20 protein-coding genes are annotated in these 19,710 nt (G+C 70.0%); 9 read left to right on the forward strand and 11 right to left on the reverse strand.

Annotation, left to right across the window (positions count from 1 at the left end):
• Positions 1-72: 72 nt before the first annotated feature.
• Positions 73-1,080 (reverse strand): DUF2690 domain-containing protein, encoded by a 1,008-nt coding sequence (locus ACFXI4_RS13520; protein ID WP_384990105.1) that lies wholly within the window; start codon positions 1,078-1,080, stop codon positions 73-75.
• The gene (locus ACFXI4_RS13525; protein ID WP_384990106.1) at positions 1,077-1,898 is read right to left on the reverse strand and encodes a peptidoglycan-binding protein; all 822 of its coding nucleotides are present in this window, start codon (positions 1,896-1,898) and stop codon (positions 1,077-1,079) included. The genes ACFXI4_RS13520 and ACFXI4_RS13525 overlap by 4 nt, the downstream gene beginning before the upstream one ends.
• A gap of 273 nt (positions 1,899-2,171) precedes the next feature.
• Between ACFXI4_RS13525 and ACFXI4_RS13530 the strand changes: the two genes are divergently transcribed.
• Both ACFXI4_RS13530 and ACFXI4_RS13535 read left to right on the forward strand, forming a co-directional pair.
• Positions 2,172-2,618, forward strand: coding sequence for a peptidoglycan-binding protein (locus tag ACFXI4_RS13530; protein ID WP_384990107.1), 447 nt, complete (start codon positions 2,172-2,174; stop codon positions 2,616-2,618).
• A gap of 439 nt (positions 2,619-3,057) precedes the next feature.
• Entirely contained in the window at positions 3,058-4,701 is a 1,644-nt protein-coding gene (locus tag ACFXI4_RS13535; RefSeq protein WP_384990108.1) for a peptidoglycan-binding protein, read from the forward strand.
• A 342-nt stretch (positions 4,702-5,043) separates the two neighbouring features.
• Here the strand turns inward: ACFXI4_RS13535 and ACFXI4_RS13540 are convergent, their stop codons facing one another.
• Positions 5,044-5,397, reverse strand: coding sequence for an antibiotic biosynthesis monooxygenase family protein (locus ACFXI4_RS13540; RefSeq protein ID WP_384990110.1), 354 nt, complete (start codon positions 5,395-5,397; stop codon positions 5,044-5,046).
• A gap of 348 nt (positions 5,398-5,745) precedes the next feature.
• Positions 5,746-6,288: a G/U mismatch-specific DNA glycosylase gene (gene mug / locus ACFXI4_RS13545; RefSeq protein ID WP_384990324.1), complete on the reverse strand. Its 543-nt coding sequence runs from the start codon at positions 6,286-6,288 to the stop codon at positions 5,746-5,748.
• Positions 6,289-6,600: 312 nt separating this feature from the next.
• Between mug and ACFXI4_RS13550 the strand changes: the two genes are divergently transcribed.
• Positions 6,601-8,256, forward strand: a complete 1,656-nt coding sequence (locus ACFXI4_RS13550) for an Ig-like domain repeat protein (RefSeq protein WP_384990112.1) — start codon at positions 6,601-6,603, stop codon at positions 8,254-8,256.
• Positions 8,257-8,365: 109 nt separating this feature from the next.
• On the opposite strand, the gene ACFXI4_RS13555 is transcribed toward ACFXI4_RS13550, so the two are convergent.
• The 3 genes from ACFXI4_RS13555 to ACFXI4_RS13565 all read right to left on the reverse strand — a co-directional run bounded on the left by ACFXI4_RS13555 (position 8,366) and on the right by ACFXI4_RS13565 (position 9,821).
• Complete coding sequence (locus tag ACFXI4_RS13555) at positions 8,366-8,680, reverse strand: hypothetical protein (protein ID WP_384990114.1); 315 nt, start codon at positions 8,678-8,680, stop codon at positions 8,366-8,368.
• Positions 8,677-9,306, reverse strand: a complete 630-nt coding sequence (locus ACFXI4_RS13560) for a SigE family RNA polymerase sigma factor (protein WP_384990115.1) — start codon at positions 9,304-9,306, stop codon at positions 8,677-8,679. Before ACFXI4_RS13560 ends, ACFXI4_RS13555 begins: the two co-directional genes overlap by 4 nt.
• A 71-nt stretch (positions 9,307-9,377) precedes the next feature.
• Positions 9,378-9,821 (reverse strand): hypothetical protein, encoded by a 444-nt coding sequence (locus ACFXI4_RS13565; protein ID WP_384990117.1) that lies wholly within the window; start codon positions 9,819-9,821, stop codon positions 9,378-9,380.
• Between the two features lie 470 nt (positions 9,822-10,291).
• Between ACFXI4_RS13565 and ACFXI4_RS13570 the strand changes: the two genes are divergently transcribed.
• Positions 10,292-11,515: a serine hydrolase domain-containing protein gene (locus tag ACFXI4_RS13570; protein ID WP_384990118.1), complete on the forward strand. Its 1,224-nt coding sequence runs from the start codon at positions 10,292-10,294 to the stop codon at positions 11,513-11,515.
• A gap of 117 nt (positions 11,516-11,632) precedes the next feature.
• Here ACFXI4_RS13570 and ACFXI4_RS13575 read toward each other — a convergent pair whose 3' ends face one another.
• A complete protein-coding gene (locus ACFXI4_RS13575) occupies positions 11,633-12,631 on the reverse strand; it encodes an NADP-dependent oxidoreductase (protein WP_384990119.1) in 999 nt (332 codons plus the stop codon).
• A 133-nt stretch (positions 12,632-12,764) separates the two neighbouring features.
• Here ACFXI4_RS13575 and ACFXI4_RS13580 point away from each other — a divergent pair, with 133 nt between their 5' ends.
• Positions 12,765-13,640 carry a LysR family transcriptional regulator gene (locus tag ACFXI4_RS13580; RefSeq protein ID WP_384990120.1) on the forward strand — a complete coding sequence of 292 codons (876 nt, stop codon included), beginning with the start codon at positions 12,765-12,767 and terminating at the stop codon, positions 13,638-13,640.
• An 84-nt stretch (positions 13,641-13,724) separates the two neighbouring features.
• Here ACFXI4_RS13580 and ACFXI4_RS13585 read toward each other — a convergent pair whose 3' ends face one another.
• Complete coding sequence (locus tag ACFXI4_RS13585) at positions 13,725-14,540, reverse strand: SAM-dependent methyltransferase (RefSeq protein WP_384990121.1); 816 nt, start codon at positions 14,538-14,540, stop codon at positions 13,725-13,727.
• Positions 14,541-15,586: 1,046 nt separating this feature from the next.
• Here ACFXI4_RS13585 and ACFXI4_RS13590 point away from each other — a divergent pair.
• Both ACFXI4_RS13590 and ACFXI4_RS13595 read left to right on the forward strand, forming a co-directional pair.
• Positions 15,587-15,790, forward strand: a complete 204-nt coding sequence (locus ACFXI4_RS13590; RefSeq protein WP_384990123.1) for a hypothetical protein — start codon at positions 15,587-15,589, stop codon at positions 15,788-15,790.
• 5 nt (positions 15,791-15,795) lie between these two features.
• On the forward strand, positions 15,796-15,945 hold the full coding sequence (locus tag ACFXI4_RS13595) for a hypothetical protein (protein ID WP_384990124.1): 150 nt from the start codon (positions 15,796-15,798) through the stop codon (positions 15,943-15,945).
• Here the strand turns inward: ACFXI4_RS13595 and ACFXI4_RS13600 are convergent.
• Entirely contained in the window at positions 15,935-16,699 is a 765-nt protein-coding gene (locus tag ACFXI4_RS13600; protein ID WP_384990126.1) for a DeoR/GlpR family DNA-binding transcription regulator, read from the reverse strand. The genes ACFXI4_RS13595 and ACFXI4_RS13600 overlap by 11 nt on opposite strands.
• Positions 16,700-16,789: 90 nt before the next feature.
• Here ACFXI4_RS13600 and ACFXI4_RS13605 point away from each other — a divergent pair, with 90 nt between their 5' ends.
• Both ACFXI4_RS13605 and ACFXI4_RS13610 read left to right on the forward strand, forming a co-directional pair.
• Positions 16,790-17,989, forward strand: coding sequence for an MFS transporter (locus tag ACFXI4_RS13605; RefSeq protein ID WP_384990127.1), 1,200 nt, complete (start codon positions 16,790-16,792; stop codon positions 17,987-17,989).
• Between the two features lie 138 nt (positions 17,990-18,127).
• The gene (locus ACFXI4_RS13610; RefSeq protein ID WP_384990129.1) at positions 18,128-18,790 is read left to right on the forward strand and encodes a deoxynucleoside kinase; all 663 of its coding nucleotides are present in this window, start codon (positions 18,128-18,130) and stop codon (positions 18,788-18,790) included.
• A gap of 126 nt (positions 18,791-18,916) precedes the next feature.
• Here the strand turns inward: ACFXI4_RS13610 and ACFXI4_RS13615 are convergent, their stop codons facing one another.
• On the reverse strand, positions 18,917-19,666 hold the full coding sequence (locus ACFXI4_RS13615; RefSeq protein ID WP_384990130.1) for an SDR family oxidoreductase: 750 nt from the start codon (positions 19,664-19,666) through the stop codon (positions 18,917-18,919).
• Positions 19,667-19,710 lie beyond the last annotated feature (44 nt).

Consider the following 19,710-nt stretch of genomic DNA (forward strand, 5'->3'; position numbering starts at 1 on the left):
TCCTGGCGGCCTGCACACCCCGAAACCCGGCCGGTGGGCCGGACACGCTCGTCGGGGAGCCTCGCCACCCGGTCACTGCGAAGGGGACGGAGTGGCCTGGTCCAGGCGGGTCTCGATGCATTCCTTCCCGCCGCCCGCCGCGGGGCTGAAGCAGGCTTGCACGGAGGTCGCGGGGCTCACCACGCTCATCCGGGTGTGAACATATGTGTCCGCCTCGCCGCGAGTGGTGACCCGGGCGTACCGCAGGGCGCCGTCCTGGCCGCCCGCCCGCATCTCGACGCGGTCCTCCAGGGCCGCGCCCCACATCCGGGCCCAACTGGTACCGCATTCCGGGCTGTAGCGGATCTGGATCCAGGCACCTGTGGCCGTCTCATGCTCGGCCAGGGTCAACGGGGCGGCGGCACAGTTCATCGTGATCGGGTCCTTGTTCTGACATGCGGTCCGCCGGCAGCGCACCCCCGTGGCGGGAGAGGACGTGGCGGCCACTGACGCCCCCTTGCGGTGCGAGGGGGGAAGGTGGGTGAGCACGAGCGCCCCAAGAACCACGGCACAGGCTGACGCGAGGGCGGTGAGGACGGTTGCGTGCCGGTGCCCGGCGGGGCCGGAGGGGGTGGCGTCGGCGCGTCTCCGGTCCGTCCGGTCCGCTTCGCTGTCGGGTGATCGCGTCTGAGTCCGGTTCCGGATCTGGCCCGTCGTGTCGCCCGCGTCGCCCGCGTCGCCCGCGTCGCCCGCGTCGCCCGCGTCGCCCGCGTCGCCCGGGACCGTATCCCCACCGTCGTTGTCGGGCGGGGTCTCGGGGCGCCGTCGATCCGGCGTCGGCCTGCCGGCCTCCCTCCGGTCCGTCCGGGCAATGTCCAGGAGTGCCAACGGGTGGTCAGCGCTTTCACCGGCGAGGCGGCACAGCTCCTCGACCGCACTGCGCGGCGGCAGGCTCTTGGAGTTGAGATATCGCTCCCAGGACGACTTGCTGAAAGTCGTCGCGTCCGCGAGCTGGGCCAGGCTCAGGCCGGTGTGCTGCTTCAACTGCTGAAGCACCAGGGCCAGTCGGGCGCCCGACGGTGAGGGTGCGCCGGGCGTCATCCGCGGAGCGCCTTCCAGGACCTCGGCCCCAGCATGCCGTCGACGACCAGGCCCGCGCGGTCCTGGAATGTCCTGACCGCCCGCAGGGTCAGCGGGCCGAACATGCCGTCGATCCCTCCGGGCGAGATGCCTGCCCGGCGGAGCAGACACTGAGCCTCGGCGACGTCGGCGCCTGTGTCGCCGTAGGTGATCTCGGTGTCACGGCCGTTGTTGATGCCTGCCGACCAGCGGCCGTCCGCACGGATGATGCGGCACGTGTAGGAAGGGGGCGACGAGGTCGCGGCGGTGCCGGCCGGAGTGGCGACGGCTGCCGGGGTGACGTCCTCACCCAGACGCAGTACCAGCAGCAGCGCCGCCATGAATGCCGCGGTCAGGGCGACGACACCGGCGGTGAGGGCGACGTGCGGCAATCCGCGTCCGGCCAATGCCGTGGCGGGTGATGCCGTCAGCGCCAACGGTGTGGGCGGTGGCCCCGGATCCGGCTCCTGCTCCTGCTCCTGCTCCTGCTCCTGCTCAGTGGGCTGCGGCTGTGCGGCAGGCTCGGCACGGTGGAGGTCCCACGAGTCGGCGGCGATCTCGTGCAACGCGAGCAGGTGAACGGAATCGGCACCGGTGATACGGGCCAGCGCCTCCACCGCTGCCCGGGGCGGCAGTGACGTACCTCCCAGGTACCGTTCCCACGATCTGGCGCTGTAGCCGGTCTTGGCCGCGAGCTGGCGGACCGTCAGCTCAGCGTGACTCTTCAGCTCGCGTAACCGCACCGCCAACTGCCGTGCGGGAGGGTCGAGTTCGGCGGGTAGCGGCTTGAAGCGCGACATGTTTCCCCCAAAGCGGACATGATCGAATACGCGGCCCCCTCCACTACTCCGCATTCTGCATGAGCCCGCCACATCTGTCACAGCTGTCCCATGCGGCGTCCCGCAACACTGTCCCGCCCGACGCTGTCGCCGCAGCTCAGCAGGGTGATCGTCCCGTAAATCCGCCACTTGCCCCACAGCCGTGGCCCCCTCGCCCAGACACCCTGCACCTTTGATCTCGCCACCTGCCCGCCGAGCGGGACAGGTGCCGACCCACGACCGAAAGAGGAACGCATGCGACCGAACGCTCTGGGCAGGACCATCGCCGGCCTCGTCACCGTTGCCAGTCTCACCGCCGGCAGTGTGGCGATCGCGGGCACCAGCTACGCGGCGACCGCGACGACCGCGCACACGGCGGTGACCGCCCAGCCCGCCGCCGTGGCCGCGACGCAGAACTTCGGTCTGACCACCTCCGAGGCCAAGAACGTCCAGGAGTTCCTCGCGGACTACTGGGGCTACACCGACAGCATCGACGGCCAGCTGGGCACCAACAGCTGGAAGGCCTTCCAGCGCTGCCTCCAGACGTACTGGGGCTACACCGGCGCCATCGACGGCGACCCCGGCACCAACACCATCAAGGCGCTGCAGCGTCTGCTGGCCGCCGACTACGGCTACACGGGCGCGATCGACGGTATCGCGGGTGCGGGTACCAAGGCGGCGTTCAAGCGCTTCGCCGCCTGACCGTGCTCGCCCCGCCCAACCGGTCGGCCCGGCTGCCCTGTTGAGTGAGCGCCCCGGCCCGTCCGTGCCCGGCAGGGACGGGCCGGGGACCGCGTTCCCGCTCGGCAACCGGCCGGGACCGGGTCACTCGGGACAGCTGTCACGGCGAGCGGAGCACAGCGACTTCTCCGGACCGCATCGACCGCCGGGGCGTCGAACCGCTCCGTCGAGCACTCATCCGGGTCGGCGTCGAGCAGGTCGTCGTGCGAGACCTCCGTTCTGACTCCGGCGATGACCTCCCCCGCCCCGCCGCCCGTCTCGCACCGCATCTCCTCGTCCCGCCTCGCCAGGCGTCTCAAGCGCGCCGGCCGGGCTGGAGACCACCGGACGAACACGGCGGTCTCCCCCACGACGCATCGTCAGACGACGCCCCGGCACCCCGAAGGAGAACCTCGCCACCATGGGAAGACTCGCATTCCTCGTTCCCGCCGAAGACGAGAGATCACGGCACCGCAACGCACGTCGCACCGGAACGACGTGGCGGATCCGCGTCGGGACCTTCGCCGCCACCGCCGCGATGGTCTCGGCCGGCATCGTGCTCGGTGCGGGACCGGCGAACGCTGCCCCAGTCGCCGTCAAGCTGACCTCCGCGTCCTGCCCCACCGAGATCGTGCAGGGTCAGGTGAGCGGCTGCGTCACCGAGTTGCAGAACCTCCTCAACGCGCACGGTGCCGGTCTGGTCGTGGACGGTCAGTTCGGGTCGAGCACGCTCCACGCCGTCCGTGAGTACCAGGCCGCCACCGCGATCGCCGTGGACGGGCGGGTCGGCCCCCAGACCAAGAGCAGGCTGTACGCGACCGCGGGCACGGCACCCGCGGCCATCAACCTCCGGTCCTCCTCCTGCGCCGCGAACATCGTCCAGGGGGACAAGGGCGGCTGCGTCACCGAACTCCAGCGGCTGCTGGGCCACTTCGGCTACGCGGTCGACGTGGACGGGGACTTCGGCCCCGGCACGGCGAGTGCCGTCCGCAGCTTCCAGTCCTCCCACGGACTGACAGCCGACGGCCAGGTCGGCGCCAACACCAAGCGCGCCCTGTACGACGACGACGAGTCTCCGTCGACGAGCCTGGACCTGAGGTCGTCGTCCTGCCCGGAGAACATCGTGGAAGGCCAGAGTGGTGGCTGCGTCGCCACTCTGCAGTCCCTGCTCAACGGCAAGGGCCAGAGCCTCGACGTCGACGGCAGCTTCGGCCCGCAGACCCTGGCAGCGGTGAAGGCGTTCCAGTCCTCCGCCGGTCTCACCGCCGACGGCCAGGTCGGCCCTAACACCAAGGCCGCGCTGTACGCGAACATCGGCGGTGGCGGCGGCAGCGGCGCGCCCACGCCGATCAACCTCACCTCCGCCTCCTGCCCCGCCGAGATCGTGCAGGGACAGCGCAGCGGCTGCGTCACGGAACTGCAGAGCCTGCTCAACCACCACGGTGCCGATCTCGCCGTCGACGGCGACTTCGGTCCGCTCACCGACAGCGCCGTCCGGGACTTCCAGGCCGAGAAGGGCCTCTCGGTCGACGGCCATGTCGGACCGAACACCAAGGCCGCCCTGTACGGCGCGGTGACGCCGCCGTCGTCTCCCGCGCCCGGGGGCGGCTACGCCAAGATCCTCGACGTGGCCGAGGCCGAGGTGGGCACCGTCGAGGGCAGCGCCCGCGCGAACAGTTACGGCTCGGCCGTGGGTCTCTCGCTGTCCACCAGCGACTACGCCTGGTGCGCGACCTTCGTGAGCTGGGTGGCGAAGCAGACCGGAGCCACCTCCTACCGCAACTCCTACGTGTCGGGCTGGGTCAAGCAGGCGCGGGCCGGCAACTACCATCTGTCGGTGACGACCAGTCCGCAGCCGGGTGACATCGTGGCCTTCGACTGGGACGGCGGGAGCGATTTCACCGGCGGCAACGAACACATAGGCATCGTGCGGACGGTGTCGGGGTCGTCCTTCACCACCGTCGAGGGCAACACGAGCAACCCCAACGGCGGCAGCGACGGCGTCTACGTCAAGTCGCGTGCGAGCAACAGCAGTTACGACGTGGTCTTCATCCGGGTCCGCTGAGCGGCCGGACCGGACTTCTCGGGGGGCTCGGTTACGCCGAGCCCCCCGTCATGTACTCCGTCAGGTCTTCCTTGCCCTCGGAGTCGTTCTGCTGGGCAGAGCTTGGTGGCAGGTGGTGCCGTTGCGGATGCCGGTCCGGCAGCTCAGCAGGTCCTGGAGGGCGCCGAGGATCTGGTGCAGGGTGAGCCCGCTATATCGGCTCCGGGGCCAGGGGGACCTTGGGCTGGCCGGACAGCCACATACGGATTCGTTCGTCTTGGAGGGTCTGGGACGGCCGACCCGTTCGCGACCGCGATGGTGGGCCAGGTCAGCGCCGCAGCCTGCTGTCAGGCTCCGTAGGATCTACGCTCGCGTGAATCCGTGGCTCCGTTCCACTTTCGCCACGTGCAGTGTGTAGCTCTGGTACCACTCGGCTTGCCCGCGCCTCTGTGCTGCGCGGTGCTCGGCGTTGGTCCGCCACTCCGTGAGGGCGTCGGCATCCCGGAAGTACCCGACGGTGATGCCCAGCCCGCCAGGAGTCTGCGCATGGTCCATTCCCAGGTACCCGGGAATGTCCTTCACCAGGTCTTCCATGCGAGCGTTTGTCTCGCTGTAGCCGCTCTGATCTCGGGCTCGCACCGCAGTGAAAACAGCTACGTAGTACGGAGGTTCATAGGCTTGGACGGGCGTGACAGGTGCTTCCGGATGTTCGCTCATGGCGTCACCGTAAAGCGGGCAGTGCCCGACGATCCATCGTCTTTCCCGACTGGGACAGATGGGGTATCGGGTTCTGACCACCCGTCCGCGCTCTCTCCAGTCTCCGGCAACTGAGGCCGGGGAGGGACGGGGGACGTCCAGCCCGAACGAGGCCTGATGCGGTACTGGCTCTCGCGACGCGCTGCCAGGACCTGGGTGCTGTGAAGATGTCAGGCGCTGATGCCGAAGGTGTGCAGCCACCACAGGCCTGGGCAAAGGTGATGCCTCGGATCAAGGAGCCGATGTCGAGCAGCACGGCCAGTAGCGTGATGATGGCGGCGGCCATGAGGAGTGTGGTGAGGGACCCGGTCAGGAGGCGTCGAAGGGTCCGTCGCCGAGCAGGCCGGAACGGTCGGGCAGACCGGCGGCGACCCGGAGCCTGGCGAATTCCACGGCCAGAGCCGCGGGCGGGTAGTGGGCGTTGAGACCGCTCGGGTTGGGCAGGACCCACACACGGGTGCCGCCGATAGACGCGGCCTGCGGACCGACGGCGGCGTCGCCGACTCCGAAGGCCGCGCGGTACCCGGTCACACCCAGCAGAGCGAGCCACCTCGGGCGCAGAACCTCCACCCGGCGGCGCAGGTCCTCGCCTCCCCGGACGTACTCGCTGCGCGTGAGCTCCGCCGCGCGGGCCGTCGGCCTGCGCACGATACTCGTGATGCCGAGCCCCAGGGCCAGCAGGTCACGCTCCTGCTCGGGCCGGAACCGGAACGCGGTGAAACCGGAGCGGTGCAGGGCCGGCCACATCCTGTTGCCGGGGGTGGCGAAGTTGTGGCCCCGCAGTGCCGACGGGAGACCCGGATTGATGCCGACGAAGACGACGTCCAGCCCGGGGGCGAGGACATCCTCCAGCATGGGCTGACTCCCGGTGACGATGGCTGCCTCACAGAGCTTCGAAGGGAACGTACTGCCCATACTCTGTCAGCATCCCTGTCTCGCACCGCAACCGCATGGATCCGAACTGAAGACCGCTGACCTGGATCGCCCTGGGCGAGGGGAAGTGGACAAACCCAAGCCACCAACCGTACTGGTCCAGCCGCAGACGGCAATGGGCACGCTGACGGGGACCGAAGGGGCCCGGCCGAGTCCTGGCGCCCGCAGCCGTCAACCGCGAAGCAGAAGACGCAGGAACGCATTCACCTCCAACGTCACCGGATCGTCTCGGTGGACACCAGCACGTACACCCAGACCGCCAGTTACTCCGTCGGCGTGGCCCCCGGCGACCTGGAGGTGGTGGACGGGAGGGTCTGGTTCACCTACAACACCGACATCGGTGTCCTGGACCTCTCCGGTCCTGAGCCCGTCGTCCACCGTGGCCAACGCGGTGACGTCGACTTCTACGGCGCCTTCGGCATGTTCCTGGCCTCCGACCCGGCGGTCCCCGGCGTCCTGGTGGCCGGCAACGGCGGTGCTCTCGCCGTCTACGACGTGTCGGGCGACGGCGCCTCGCTTCGGGTCAAGGGCTCCATGGACACCTCGGTGCGGCAGTTGGACCTGACGTCCGACGGCAGCCAGGTCCTGACCTCCTGGGGCGACCCCGCCCCCGACCGCGGCTACGGCATCGGCGCCTACTCGGCCACCGCCCTGTCCACGGCGGCGGGGTATCCGATCGACCCCTACCCGAACGCCGTACGAGTCGCCCCCGACGGCACCGTCGCCGGCGGCAGCGAATCCTGGTACGGACCCGACGTGCACGTCTACCGCCCCGACGCGGCGTCACCCCTGCGGGAGTGGGACTTCCCCAACACCGGCGACAGCAGTGGCGCCGACACCCTGGTGGAGGGCGCGCTCGCCTGGGCACCCGACGAGAGCCGCCTCTTCGCCGTCTCGGTCAACACCGCCAGCACCTACACGCTGCGTGTCCTGACCGACCCCACCAAGGAGCTGCCCACCCTCACGGTGGCGGCCCCCGCGACGTCGGACCGCGCGAAGAAGCTCACCGTCACGGGCAAGCTGACCTCGAAGACGCCGGTCCCCGCGGGCACAAGCCTGAAGGTGACCCGGACGGACGTCGAGTCCCCCACCGGCAAGGCGCTGACCGCCGTCACGACCAAGGCGGACGGCGGGTTCTCCTTCGCCGACACCCCGCCGGCCGGCGGCAAGGTCACCTTCAGGGTGTCCTACGCAGGCGACACCGCCCACAGCTCCACCACCGGATCCGACACGGTCACGGTCGCCCGCAAGGCGACCGCGCTGACGCTGACGAACAACGGCAAGATGTACTCGTACGGCACAGACGTCACGTTCACCGCGCACCTGGGAACGACGTACCAGAACCGTACCGTCGCGATCTACGCGGACCCCTTCGGCTCCGACAAGCCCGAGAAGCTGCTGAGGACCGCCAAGGTCAACTCCAAGGGGAATCTGTCGGCGACCGACGACATGACCCGCGACACCACCGTCAGCGCCGTCTTCACCGGGGACGGCCGGTACGCCGGAAAGACCGTCAACTCGACCGCGTACGCCCACGTGAAGGTGTCCACCACCGTCTCCAAGCACTACAAGACGGGCCGGATCGGCTCCACGACGTACTCCTGCTTCCACAAGAACACCGACCCGGTGTTCACCACGACCATGACCTACTACAAGGGGCGCAAGCAGCGCCTCCAGGTCCAGGTGTACCACCAGGGCCGCTGGTACGACTCCGCCTCCGGCTACTTCGCCCTGGCGACCAACGGCAAGTCGGCGGTCAGCCTGGAAGCACCGGGCACATCGGGGGTCCGCGCCCGGGTGCGTTCCTCGTACATCAACTCCTCCTCCGGCGACACGGTCAACTCCACGACCCACGGCGCCTGGAAGTACATCACCTTCACCGGCTGACATCCTCACGCGTGGCCCGCCGGTCCTCGTCCGTCCGTCGTCTCGGCGACCGAGACCCGCAAGCCGATACGGCGGGCCCACCCTTCACCAGATCCCCCAGGACCCCCTGCTAGGGCACGGACGCGACAGCCGAGGGCACCGGTTGCGGGTCGGTGGAGGGAGGGGTCGCGGTGGGGCTGGAGTGCTGTGCGGGTGGTGCCGGGCGGGGGCGGTCCGGGGTGTGGGAGGACAGCAGGAGGACGACGGCGGCGGCGGCTGCCGCAGTGGCGGCGACGGCGACGGACAGCATCCGCCGGATCCGGCGTGTGCCCCAGGTCCTGCCGGCCGGCGGCCGGGCCGGCGACAGGTCATGAGCGCTGATGAGCTGCCCGCGCGCTTCCAGCGCGGCGCGCAGCCGTTCCTCGAGCGGCGCCCGGCTGCTCATCGGTCCACCTCCAGGAGTCCTTCCAAAGTGGCGAGCGCACGGCTCGCGGTGGACTTGACGGTGCCACGGGACACGCCGAGAGTCTCGGCGATCTGCGCCTCACTCAGGTCGGACCAGTAGCGCAGAACCAGTACCTCACGCTGGCGGGCGGTGAGCTGGGCCAGTGCGTCGAAGACCTGTCGGTGCTCCTCGGCGAGCAGCAGCAGTTCGTCGACCGGTGCTCCCGGGCCCTGGTACGGCGGGGTGTACGTGCGCGCGGTGCGCCGCCGGCGCAGCACCGAACGGGCGGCGTTGACCACCGCGGTGTGGAGGTAGGCGTGCGCGTCCTGGAGGTCGTCCAACTGTTCGCCGTGCCGGCGGCAGACGGCGGCGAAGGCATCCTGGACGACATCCTCGGCGGTGTGCAGGTCGTCCACCAGGAAGGCCGCAAGCCGGACCATGTCGAGACGCCGGGTCCGGTACAGATCGGCGAGTGTGGGGGAACCTTCCTCACCGTCCCGGTCCGCCACCGGACTCAGGTGCCGGAATCGCCGGCCGGGGTGCGGCGCGCCCGGCGCCGTAGAGGGGGTGGTCCCGGTGCGGCGCAGGAGCCGGACCCACCATGGCAGGGCAAGGGTGAGCTGCATCGTCCTCGTTCGGATCAGGGGTGCGGCGGGGCCGGATCCGGTCCGGCCCCACCGCACCCATGGTCGGTGGCTCAGCGGCCGGTGGTACCCGGGTAGGGGTTGCCGTTCGCGTCACCGGGCACCGGAATCGGGTCGGTGCCGTGGGAGGTGTGCGTCCCCGGAGTGGACGGGACGGGCTTCGGGTACGGCTTGCCGTTCGCGTCACCCGGCACCGGAGACGGGTCACTGTCGCCGGAGGTGTGCGTCCCCGGAGTGGACGGGACGGGCTTCGGGTACGGCTTGCCGTTCGCGTCACCCGGCACCGGAGACGGGTCACTGTCGCCGGAGGTGTGCGTCCCCGGAGTGGACGGGACGGGCTTCGGCTCGGCCGGCGCGGACTTGGCCGGGTGGGCGTGGCCGGCGGTGGCCGCCTGAGCGGCGATGCCGCCGCCCGCCACCAGGGCGAGACCGGCAGCCGACCCCAGCACCCAGGTGCGCAGGGGACGGTTCGACTTCTTGGCGCGGGAATGCCGCATGGGAAACGACTCCAAAGAGTTCAGACAACGTTGACAGGTCAGACAGCGCCCGGACCGCAAACCCCGCCCCGGAAACCGCCTTTCACCCCACCAGACGTGCGGACCCACCCGAGGTTGTCGCGAGCCGCGAAAAAATCTGCGCCCTGCTCGAGCCGTCGGGTGAACGACCACACATACGGCCGGCGGTGGTCCCGAGCCCCCTGGGCGCGGCGCGGGCGGTGCTGGAGTAACCAAACGTCCTCGTTTTCTCCCCGCCGTCGGCTACCCTCCGAAGGATTCCCCAGGGCTGTACAAAGCCCGGCGGTATCGGCTTCGTCCCGGGGCTGGGCGCCAACTCGCCGGACCGCGGGCCTTGTTCTCCTCCCCGTACACCGATCGTGCCCATCGGCTTTCCCGGAGTCTCGAAGGAGCGTGAAGCGCAGGTGAAGGTGCGTGTTCGACGGCGCCCGCGACTGGCGGGGTTTCGCGCGATGGCGACCGTCGCGGTGTCCGCGGCCCTCGTCGTGCCCCTCGCCGCGACCCCGTCGCGTGCGGACGCGGTCCGCGGGAGTGCGGCCGTCGGCTCTCGGACGGTCTCGGAGGCCCGGCACGACGGCACTGCGCAAACACGCGCTCGCCTGCGGGAGTTGGCGCGGAAGTTGGTGGAAGAGGGAGTACCCGGGGTGATCGTGCGGGTGAACGACGGTCACGGCAGGCCCATCGAGATCTCCGAGCAGGCCGCCTGGACGAAGAAGGACCATCGGCTCAGGGCGGACGACGAGGTGCGGGAAGCGTCCAACACCAAGACGGTGATGGCCACCCTCGTCCTGCAACTGGTCGCCGAGCACAGACTCGCCCTCACCGACCCCGTCGGCAAGTGGCTGCCCGGCCAGGTGCGCAACGGCAGGGCGATCACCCTGCGCATGCTGCTCAACCACACGAGTGGGTTGTTCGACTACACCGAGGACCCCGCCCTCGCACCGGCGCTCACCGGCCGGGACTCCCACGTGTGGACGTCGAGGGAGATCCTGGGCCTGGTGAGCGGACACCCGGCGCTGTTCGAGCCCGGCACCCAGTGGTCGTACAGCAACACCAACTACATCGCGATCGGTGCCGTCCTGGAGAAGGCCACCGGGAAGAGCCTCGCGGCGCTGGTGCGGGACCGGATCGCCGGGCCCCTGGGGCTCCGGCACACCTTCTACGCCACCGGCCCCGCCTGGCGCGACCGGCACGCGCACGGCTACGAACCTGACGCCGCCCACATGCCACCGGACGTCCCCGAGGAGTTCAGGGTCTACGCCGGACCGCGGCACGACGACCACGTGGACGTCACCGGCGACTACGTCACGGCCGACGGAGCGGATGCCGCGATCGTGTCCACCGCCGGCGACTGGTCCCGTTTCTACGGCGCGCTGATGTCGGGCCGTCTGCTGCCCGCCGCCCAACTGGCGGAGATGCGCACCACCGTGCCGGAGAGCGGGCCGGATGACCCGGAGGAGCTCGGCTACGGCTTGGGCATCGAGAGGGCGAAGACCGACTGCGGCACGGTCTGGGACCATGTCGGCATCGTCCCGGGCTATGCGACCTACAACGTCACCGACTCCACCGGCCGCCGCACCGCCGCCTTCTTCTTCGCCACCTCCACCCTCGGCAAACAGGCACACCAGACCGGCGCGGCCCTCATGGACGCCGTCAACTGCGCCATCTTCGACTGAGCAGCGCGTCCGTCGGGGCCACGATCGAGTACGCCGGTGTCAGGGTGAGCCGGGCGATCCGCCACCCTTCGTCGTGACCACAACAGTGCCTCGCCACCGCCGGCGGGAGGTCGGCGCTCACGGGGCCACCGTCAGCACGATCTTTCCCTGGATGTGGCCCTGCGCGGCTCGCGTGTGTGCGCTGTGCGCCTCGGACAGCGGGTAGGTGCTGTCCACCCCGACCTGGAGCCTGCCATCCCCCAGCAGGCGCCCGATCTCGGCGAGTTGGGCGCCGTTGGAGCGCACCTGAATGTTCGAGACGCTGATGCCCAGACTCGCCGTCTCTTCGGGGTCGTACTGGGCGAAGAACACCGGAAGCATGGTGCCGCCACGCTTGAGCACGCTCAGAAAGCGTGAGCTGTCCGGGCCACCGACCGTGTCGATCACCAGGTCGACACCGCTGACCACGTCCGCGGCACGTGTCCTGGTGTAGTCGATGAACTCGTCGGCGCCGAGTTCGCGCAGGAACTGCTCGTGGCGTCCCGAGGCCACTGCGATCACGTGGGCGCCCTTCCATGCCGCCAGCTGGACGGCGAAGTGGCCCACTCCCCCGGCGGCCCCGTTGACCAGTACGGTCATGCCCGGCGTCAGCGGCACCGGCTGGTGTACCTGGCCGGTGAAGGGAGACGGCACGTCGTGGCCGAGATCGACCAGGTACTGCCAGGCCGTAAGCGCGGCCATCGGGGCGCCGGCCGCCTGTACGTGGTCGAGTCCGGTCGGCTTGTGGGCCAGGTCCGAGGCCGGCGCGGCCACGTACTCGGCGTATGTCCGGCCGTCGAATCCGGGGAAACGCAGCATGCCGAAGACCTCGTCACCGACGGCGAACCCCCGTACATCCGGAGCGACCGCCTCGACCACGCCCGACATGTCCGTTCCGGGGATCAGGGGGTATTCCAGTGCCGGCCTCATCTCGGCCGGCATGACCTTCATCCCCTCACGCAGGTACCAGTCCGGCGGATTGATGCCCACCGCGTGCACCCGGACGAGCACCTCCCCCGGACCGGTCCGGGGAACCGGAACCTCGTCGTACTGCAGGACTTCCGGGCCGCCCGCCTCGTGGAACTGGATCGCCTTCATCACGCCTGTCTCTTTCCTGGAAAACGCCGGGATCGCGTCGCTCTTTCAGTCAAGGCCCACGGCGGCATGACCGTCCAAGACCGGTTCGGCAACCTGATCATTCCGAAAAGGCATGGCGCGTTAAGCTGGCGATGTGAACGATCTCGGACAGGATCTGGAACTGCGGCTCGTGCGCTACTTCACCGTGGTGGCCGCGCACCAGCACTTCGGCCGGGCGGCCACCGAGCTGCATGTGGCCCAGCCGGCGCTGAGCCGCCAGATCCAGCGGCTCGAGAAGTACCTCGGCGTACGGCTGCTGGACCGCGTACCCCAGGGCACCCGGCTCACCGCGGCCGGCCAGAGGTTCCTCCCTCAGGCCCGAGCCCTGCTGCGGGCAGCTCGCCAGGCCGAGCTGGCCGTACGCGAACAAGCCGAGACCGAACGAATCAGCATCGGCTACGTCGAAGACCTGGTGATCACTGCCGTCGTACGGGAACTGCGCCGCCGTCACCCGGACGCCGAGATCACCACCCGGTACCTGAGCTGCCGCGACGTCGGTGCGCTGCCCGACAAGCACGTCGACGCCCTCATCGCGCGGGCCCCGCTGCCGCTCCCCACCGACGACGTGGTCACCTCCCCGCTGTACGAGGAGCCCCGGATGCTCGTGGTCCCGCGCGGCCATCCCCTGGCCGGCCGCACGTCGGTGACCGCGGAAGAACTGGCCGGTGAAGAGGCGGCGCCCTGTGCGTTCGAGACCGCGGACTGGACTTCCTACCGGATCCTCGGGGCCGGTGTGCCGCCGATCGAGAGCTATGAGGACAAGCTCGAACTCGTCGCGAGTGGCAGGGCGATCGCCGTGCTACCGGTCGGCGACCGGCGCAGCTCTCTGCGTCCCAACCTCGTGACCGTCCCGGTCGAGGGCGCTCCTCCCAGCCAGGTCGTCCTGGCCAGCCGCAGGGGCGACCTGAATCCGATGATCAGGAATCTCCGGCTGGCGGCCGAGGCCGTGCACACGTCTCCGGCAGCCTGACCCGACCGGCCGGCCGCACCCCACCTGACGGCACACCGGCCCGCCCTCCCCCACGACTCCGTTACAAGATCGCCCGTACACCGCCTAGCGCTTGATGCCTACGCCCGCCAGCAGACTGATCTGGGCGTCCGTGGGCTCCGTTCCATCGGCCGGTCCGGCAGGCCGCCAGCGCTGGCAGCACACGATGCCGGGCTCGATCAGGTCGAGTCCGTCGAAGAAACGGCGCACGTCGCTGTGGGAACGGAATTGCACGGGTGCCCCGGACTTGGTGTAGACCTCCGCGACCTTGTTCCAGGTATCGGGATCGAAGTCAGGCGTGCAGTGGTTCATTGCGAGGGCGCTGCCGACCGGAAGCGGGTCGAGCAGCCGGTGGATGATGGCGTACGGGTCGTGCGGGTCGGTGATGAAGTGCATGAGCGCGTTGAGGGAGAGCGCGACGGGCTGGTCGAAGTCCAGGACGCCCGCGTCCTGTACGGCGCTCATCAGCGCGTCGGGGTCTCTGACGTCGGCCTCGACGTAGGCCGTACGTCCCTGCTTCGTGCTGCGCATGAGGCGTTCGGCGTACTTCAGGACGAGAGGGTCGTTGTCGGCGTACACGACGCGGGCATCGGTCGCGACGGACTGGGCGACCTGGTGCAGGTTCGGTTCGGTCGGGATGCCCGTGCCGATGTCGAGCCACTGGCGGATGCCGTGCTCCTGCGCCAGGACACGGGTGGCACGGTGCATAAACGCCCGGTTCTCGCGGGCTGTCACATAGATGCCGGGGTGGGCGGTGGCGGCGACCAGGGCCGCTTCCTTGTCTATCTCGAAGTGGTCCTTCCCGCCCAGGAAGTAGTCGTACATCCGGGCCGAGTGCGCCTTGCTCGTGTCGAGTTCCCGGCCGGCCTGACTGGTGGTCATGTTCTCCCCTTCGTGCGTGTATGTATGTCAGCCCGCAGGCCAGGAATGGGACCCCACTGCAGTCCCTGCCGTTCACCGCCCGTCACCTTGCGGCCAGGGCGGAACGGTCGCCGACGAGCGGGCTCGTCACGGCGAACGGCCCGCGGTCCGGTCCGCCGCACAAGCGCTTCGTATCCCGTGGCCCAGGCCGGACGACGCGAGCCGCACGCACTGCAGCCGATGCCCGCGCATCTCACGAACGGCCGTCGGTGCGTTGCTGCTGGAACGGGGACCAGTCACGCCCAACCTCCTGGGGAGCTGCCAACGACCCTACCTGCAGAACGACTTGACGTCGTCACCAAGGTGATAACCGCGTTGCTGAAATTATCAGGGCAAAGGCGCAGCCTGTCACCGCCACGGAAGGGGTGCGAGACCGGCCGACCCGAGGGGAGCGGCGACGGCCGGCCTCCGTCCGGCATCCCGCTCGTTCGCGTCCTGCCGTTCCGACCCGGCGCACAGCAGGGCCGAGCACGCCTCAGCGGTGCCTGACGGTGGGGCGGGGGCCCGGTTGCCGGGGCCCCGCGGTCGCCGCTGTCGCAACCGCTCGAAGGACACAGTCGGCCGGCGCCGCACCAGCGCGCCGCTCCCGCTCATCTCCGACCACCCCGACGCCGTCCTCTCCCCGGTACGGCCTGCCGCGCTCCGCCTGGCAGGCGCATTACCAGAACGCTACGGCAGGCGCACGGGCCACGGCACGTCGTGGTACGGCAGCAATCCCTACGGGTGAACCGGGGTTGACGACAGCCTGGAGGGGGTTGGTGCCAAAGGCGCCTGAAGGCTCTCGGCGATGACGCCGCGGCCCGAAGATCTCTCGACTGCTCACCTTCGCCGGCCCGGTTCAGCGCGGAAGCTGTCCCCCGTCCGGTGCCGTGCCGTTTCCCGCCTGCCCGGAGGCCGCCGATGCGAGAAGTTGTCGGCGGGGGGGGCGGCGGCGGCCGACGGTTCGGCAGACAGCAGGCCGTCCTGGAGTTCGCTGGACGGGATGGTCGGTGGCGGGAACCTCGACCATGGCATTGAGGAGCGGGCAGCCGCGCAACGCTCCGTCCACCGGTGTCGTTGAAGACCATGTTGCGGGCCACGGCGCCGTCGTGGAGCAGGGCGAGCTGTTCGCCCAGCGCCTCCGGGTCGCGCGCCTCCAGCCGGCGGGCGAGTGCGGTGAGGCGGCGGGCGAGTTCGCGCCCGGCCCGGCGGAGGGCTCGCCCGCCGCCTGAGACGTGTGGTGTCGCCTGGCGCTCCGCCGTCCGGCATCCGCACCCTCGCCGTCAACGAGGCCAGGATCGCCGAGCAGGCGGTCACCTCCCTCGGGGCGGTCGCGTACCCGCGGGTGGCGGCTGCCGCATGCGCCGACGGACGGTTCAGGCGGTGACGACGTCGATGCCGGCTTCCTGAAGTGCGGCCAGTTGGGCCTGGTCGGCGGTGGCGTCGGTGACCACCGCCTGCACGACGGTCGGCGGGCCGACGTACGCGCGGGCGGTCCGGCCGATCTTGCTGCCGTCGGTGGCCGCGATCACGCGGCGCGCGGACGCGACGGCGGCCTTCTTCACCATGGCCTCGTCGAGGTCGTAGGCCGTCAGTCCGTCGTCGGCGGTGAGGCCGCAGCAGCCCAGGACGGCGGTGTCGAAGCGCAGCGCGCCCAACGAGGCCAGGGTCAGCGGTCCCACGAGGGCCCCCTCCGGAAGGCGTGGCCGGCCGCCCGGGACCAGAAGTCCGGTCGGTTCGGGGCCCTCGGCCAGGACGGCGAGTGCCTGCAGCGACAGCGGCATGACGGTGATCTTCCGTCCCCGCAGCAGCCGTGCGACTTCCAGGCAGGTGGTGCCGCTGTCGAGCAGCACGGTCTCGCCGTCGGTGAGGGACGAGGCCACCGCGGCGGCGATACGGCGCTTGGCCTCGACGGCCTCGTGGACGCGCAGGGCGAACGGCGGCTCCTCGCCCCGTAGCAGCAGTGCGCGGGCACCGCCGCGCATGCGTTCCAGGACCCCCTGCACCGCGAGGTGGTCGAGATCACGGCGGATGGTCATCTCGGAGGCGCCCGTCAGACGCGCCAGGTCCGTGACGGTGGCCGTCCCCGCGTCCTGGACCTGCTGGGCGATGAGGCGATGCCGTTCCGCAGTGCTGCTCATAGCCGTGATTCAACACCATAAATTTCAAACATTTGCGGTGTGCGATAGGCGATGTTTCAAACATCAGTTGTGTTCGTTATGGTGTCCGGCATGGACAGAGGGTTGCGCGTCGGACGCGCCGTGACATTCGTGTACTTCATCCTCAACGGCACACTGCTGGGCATGTGGGTGGTGATGATCCCCGCCGTCGAGGATCGCGTGGGCATCAGCCACGCGACCCTGGGAGGATTCCTCGTCCTGCTGGGGGTGGGAGCCTTCGCCGGCATGCAGCTGGGCGGAAGGCTGTGCGACCGGATCGGCTCCCGTGTCGTCGTCCCCGGCGCCGCGGTGCTCTGCTCCGCGACCCTCGTGCTGCCCGGCCTGGCCGACCGGCCCTGGGCCCTCGCAGCCGCCCTCCTGGCCTTCGGCTTCGGCAACGGCACCCTGGACGCCAGCATGAACGCCCACGCCGTACAGGTCGAACACGCCTACGGCCGCCCGGTGATGTCGGCCTTCCACGCCACGTTCTCCGTCGGCGGCGTCCTGGCCGCACTCGCCGGCGCCGCCGCCTTCGGCCTCGGCTGGGGCGTGCCCGCCGCGCTCACCGCCGTCGGCATCCTCAGCGCCGTCGTCTCCCTGACAGCGGCACGCGGCCTCCTGCCCGCCATGGCCCTCGCGCCCGAGGACGGCGACGCGGCCGGCGCCCCTGTGCTCGGGAGCCGGGCCGTCCCCACGAGAATCTGGCTCCTGGCCGTCCTGGCCTTCCTGATCATGCTGTGCGAAGGCGCCGCCAACGACTGGAGCGCCCTGCACCTGAGGACCGTCCTGGGCGCACCGGAGAGCACCGCCGCCTTCGCCTACGGCACCTTCGCCGCCGCCATGACCATCGGCCGGCTCCTCGCGGACGGCATCTCCGCCCGCTTCGGGGCGACGAACGTGCTGCGCCACGGCTCGGCCCTGGCCGCGGGAGGCATCACGCTCGTGGCTCTCGTCCCGTGGATCCCGGCGGCCCTGACCGGCTGGGCCCTGTTCGGCCTGGGCCTGTCCGGCTGTGTCCCCCAGCTGTTCAGCGCCGCCGGACACACCGACCCGACCGCGGCCGGAGCCAACGTGTCGCGCGTGGCCGGCCTCGGCTACATCGGCATGCTCGCCGGTCCCGCTGTGATCGGCTGGATGACCCACCTGATGGACCTCAACCACACCTTCCTGCTTCCGGCCCTCTTCTGCGCCATCGCCGCGGCGGCTGCCGGAGTCCTGCGCGCCCCTGCCGTCACCGACGCCCGGCCCCAGCCCGCCGAAGCGGCCTCCTGACCGCCGGTGCGCACCAGGTCGTCCTGGCCTGGACCGGCCACCGAGGGGTGCCTTTGTGGCTCTGCGGTGCCTCGTGGTTTTGTTGAGGGTCGTCGGCGGACCCCGCTCGCGGCCATGAGACCCCTGGGGAAGTGAGGCATGTCGGTGATCGTCGTCGGAGGCATGATCGGGATCGGCAAGACGAGCGTCGCCGAACTGCTCGCCAAGGAGCTGGGCAGCAAGGTCTTCTACGAAAGCGTGGACGACAACCCGATCCTTCCGCTGTTCTACACGGCGAGCCCCGAGGAGATCCGGGCACAGCGTTATCCCTTCCTGCTTCAGCTCTACTTCCTGCGGACCCGTTTCGCCTCGATCAAGGAGGCGTACAAGCAGAACGACAACGTTCTCGACCGGTCCATCTACGAGGACTGGTACTTCGCCAAGGTCAATCACGACCTGGGCAGGATCAGCGCCCTGGAGATGCAGGTGTACGAGGGGCTGCTCGACGAGATGATGCGCGAGATCGAGGACCTGCCCTACCGCAAGGCACCCGATCTCATGGTCTATCTGACGGCAAGCTTCGAGACGGTGATGAGTCGCATCGGGCTGCGGGGCCGCAATTTCGAGCAGGACGACGCTCTCGTCGAGTATTACCGGGCGCTGTGGTCCGGCTACGACGAGTGGGTACACACGCATTACTCGGCCAGTGAAGTTCTGATCATCGACATGAACAACACCGACGTGGTCAACAACCCGGAGGACGCGGCCCGCGTGACCCGGCAGGTCCGCGACACCCTCGCGGAGGCCGGGCGCCACGCCTGAAGCTGTTCGTACAGGTGTGAGCAGCTGTGCGAGGACGACGCGGCCGTACTCGCGCAGGGCCATGGCCGCCGCACGCGTCGCCGAGCCGGATGCCCCCGGGCGACGACGGGAATGGTCAGACGGGCCCTATGACACCGGAGGTCCGCTGGTGAGCCAGTCGGAATAGTGCACGGCGCCGATGCGGGCTCCTGGCGGGGCGATGATGGCGGTTTCGGGGACGGCGCCGAACAGACCCGCCGACTCGTCGACCACGACGGTGCGTTCGTCACCGCGCGCCCGCAGAGTGATGCGGCCCAGTTCGTCCAGCGGGAAGACGTCGGGTCCGGCGACGTCGACGATGCCGTCGACGGGTGTGCCGGTCGCCACGTCGGCCAGCGTGCCGACGGCGTCGTCCACGGCGATCGGCTGCAGCCGGGTCGTGGGGAGGCGGACCACGTCACCGTCGCTGGTCCACGACATGATGGGCTCGACGAACTCCATGAACTGCGTGGCCCGTACGACCGAGGAGGGGATCGGGCCCGACCTGATCAGGTCCTCCTGCAGGATCTTGGCCGTGTAGTAGTCGACTCCCGGTACCCGGTCGATCCCGACGATCGACAGCAGGACGATGTGGCCGACGCCCGCCCTTCCGGCGCCGTCGAGAAGATTCTGCGTGGTGCTGCGGAAGAACGGGGAGGCGGCCGCGTCGAAGGACGGCGCGTCGATCGTGAGCACGACGACGTCGACGGAGCGGAGCGCATCCGGCAGTCCCGCGCCGGTCAGGAGGTCGAGACCCGTGGACCTGCCGTGGGACGTCGTCTCGTGCCCCCTCGATCGCAGCCTTTCCACGAGTCTCGTACCGACGAAACCGGTGCCACCGATCACGGCTGTCTTCATTCTTGTGCCCCCTGGTGGAGTGACCTGTGATCCCGACCGTAGGT

The sequence above is a fragment of the Streptomyces sp. NPDC059224 genome, from assembly GCF_042754285.1.
Taxonomy (GTDB): domain Bacteria; phylum Actinomycetota; class Actinomycetes; order Streptomycetales; family Streptomycetaceae; genus Streptomyces.

Excerpts from the sequence above, each read along its gene's own strand:
- ACFXI4_RS13605 (WP_384990127.1), top strand. The coding sequence starts at position 16,790 with ATGGACAGAGGGTTGCGCGTCGGACGCGCCGTGACATTCGTGTACTTC.
- ACFXI4_RS13520 (WP_384990105.1), bottom strand. The coding sequence starts at position 1,080 with ATGACGCCCGGCGCACCCTCACCGTCGGGCGCCCGACTGGCCCTGGTG.
- ACFXI4_RS13535 (WP_384990108.1), top strand. The coding sequence starts at position 3,058 with ATGGGAAGACTCGCATTCCTCGTTCCCGCCGAAGACGAGAGATCACGG.
- ACFXI4_RS13615 (WP_384990130.1), bottom strand. The coding sequence starts at position 19,666 with ATGAAGACAGCCGTGATCGGTGGCACCGGTTTCGTCGGTACGAGACTC.
- ACFXI4_RS13590 (WP_384990123.1), top strand. The coding sequence starts at position 15,587 with ATGGCATTGAGGAGCGGGCAGCCGCGCAACGCTCCGTCCACCGGTGTC.
- ACFXI4_RS13585 (WP_384990121.1), bottom strand. The coding sequence starts at position 14,540 with ATGACCACCAGTCAGGCCGGCCGGGAACTCGACACGAGCAAGGCGCAC.
- ACFXI4_RS13540 (WP_384990110.1), bottom strand. The coding sequence starts at position 5,397 with ATGAGCGAACATCCGGAAGCACCTGTCACGCCCGTCCAAGCCTATGAA.
- ACFXI4_RS13575 (WP_384990119.1), bottom strand. The coding sequence starts at position 12,631 with ATGAAGGCGATCCAGTTCCACGAGGCGGGCGGCCCGGAAGTCCTGCAG.
- ACFXI4_RS13555 (WP_384990114.1), bottom strand. The coding sequence starts at position 8,680 with ATGAGCAGCCGGGCGCCGCTCGAGGAACGGCTGCGCGCCGCGCTGGAA.
- ACFXI4_RS13530 (WP_384990107.1), top strand. The coding sequence starts at position 2,172 with ATGCGACCGAACGCTCTGGGCAGGACCATCGCCGGCCTCGTCACCGTT.
- ACFXI4_RS13560 (WP_384990115.1), bottom strand. The coding sequence starts at position 9,306 with ATGCAGCTCACCCTTGCCCTGCCATGGTGGGTCCGGCTCCTGCGCCGC.
- ACFXI4_RS13610 (WP_384990129.1), top strand. The coding sequence starts at position 18,128 with ATGTCGGTGATCGTCGTCGGAGGCATGATCGGGATCGGCAAGACGAGC.
- ACFXI4_RS13600 (WP_384990126.1), bottom strand. The coding sequence starts at position 16,699 with ATGAGCAGCACTGCGGAACGGCATCGCCTCATCGCCCAGCAGGTCCAG.
- ACFXI4_RS13565 (WP_384990117.1), bottom strand. The coding sequence starts at position 9,821 with ATGCGGCATTCCCGCGCCAAGAAGTCGAACCGTCCCCTGCGCACCTGG.
- ACFXI4_RS13570 (WP_384990118.1), top strand. The coding sequence starts at position 10,292 with ATGGCGACCGTCGCGGTGTCCGCGGCCCTCGTCGTGCCCCTCGCCGCG.
- ACFXI4_RS13525 (WP_384990106.1), bottom strand. The coding sequence starts at position 1,898 with ATGTCGCGCTTCAAGCCGCTACCCGCCGAACTCGACCCTCCCGCACGG.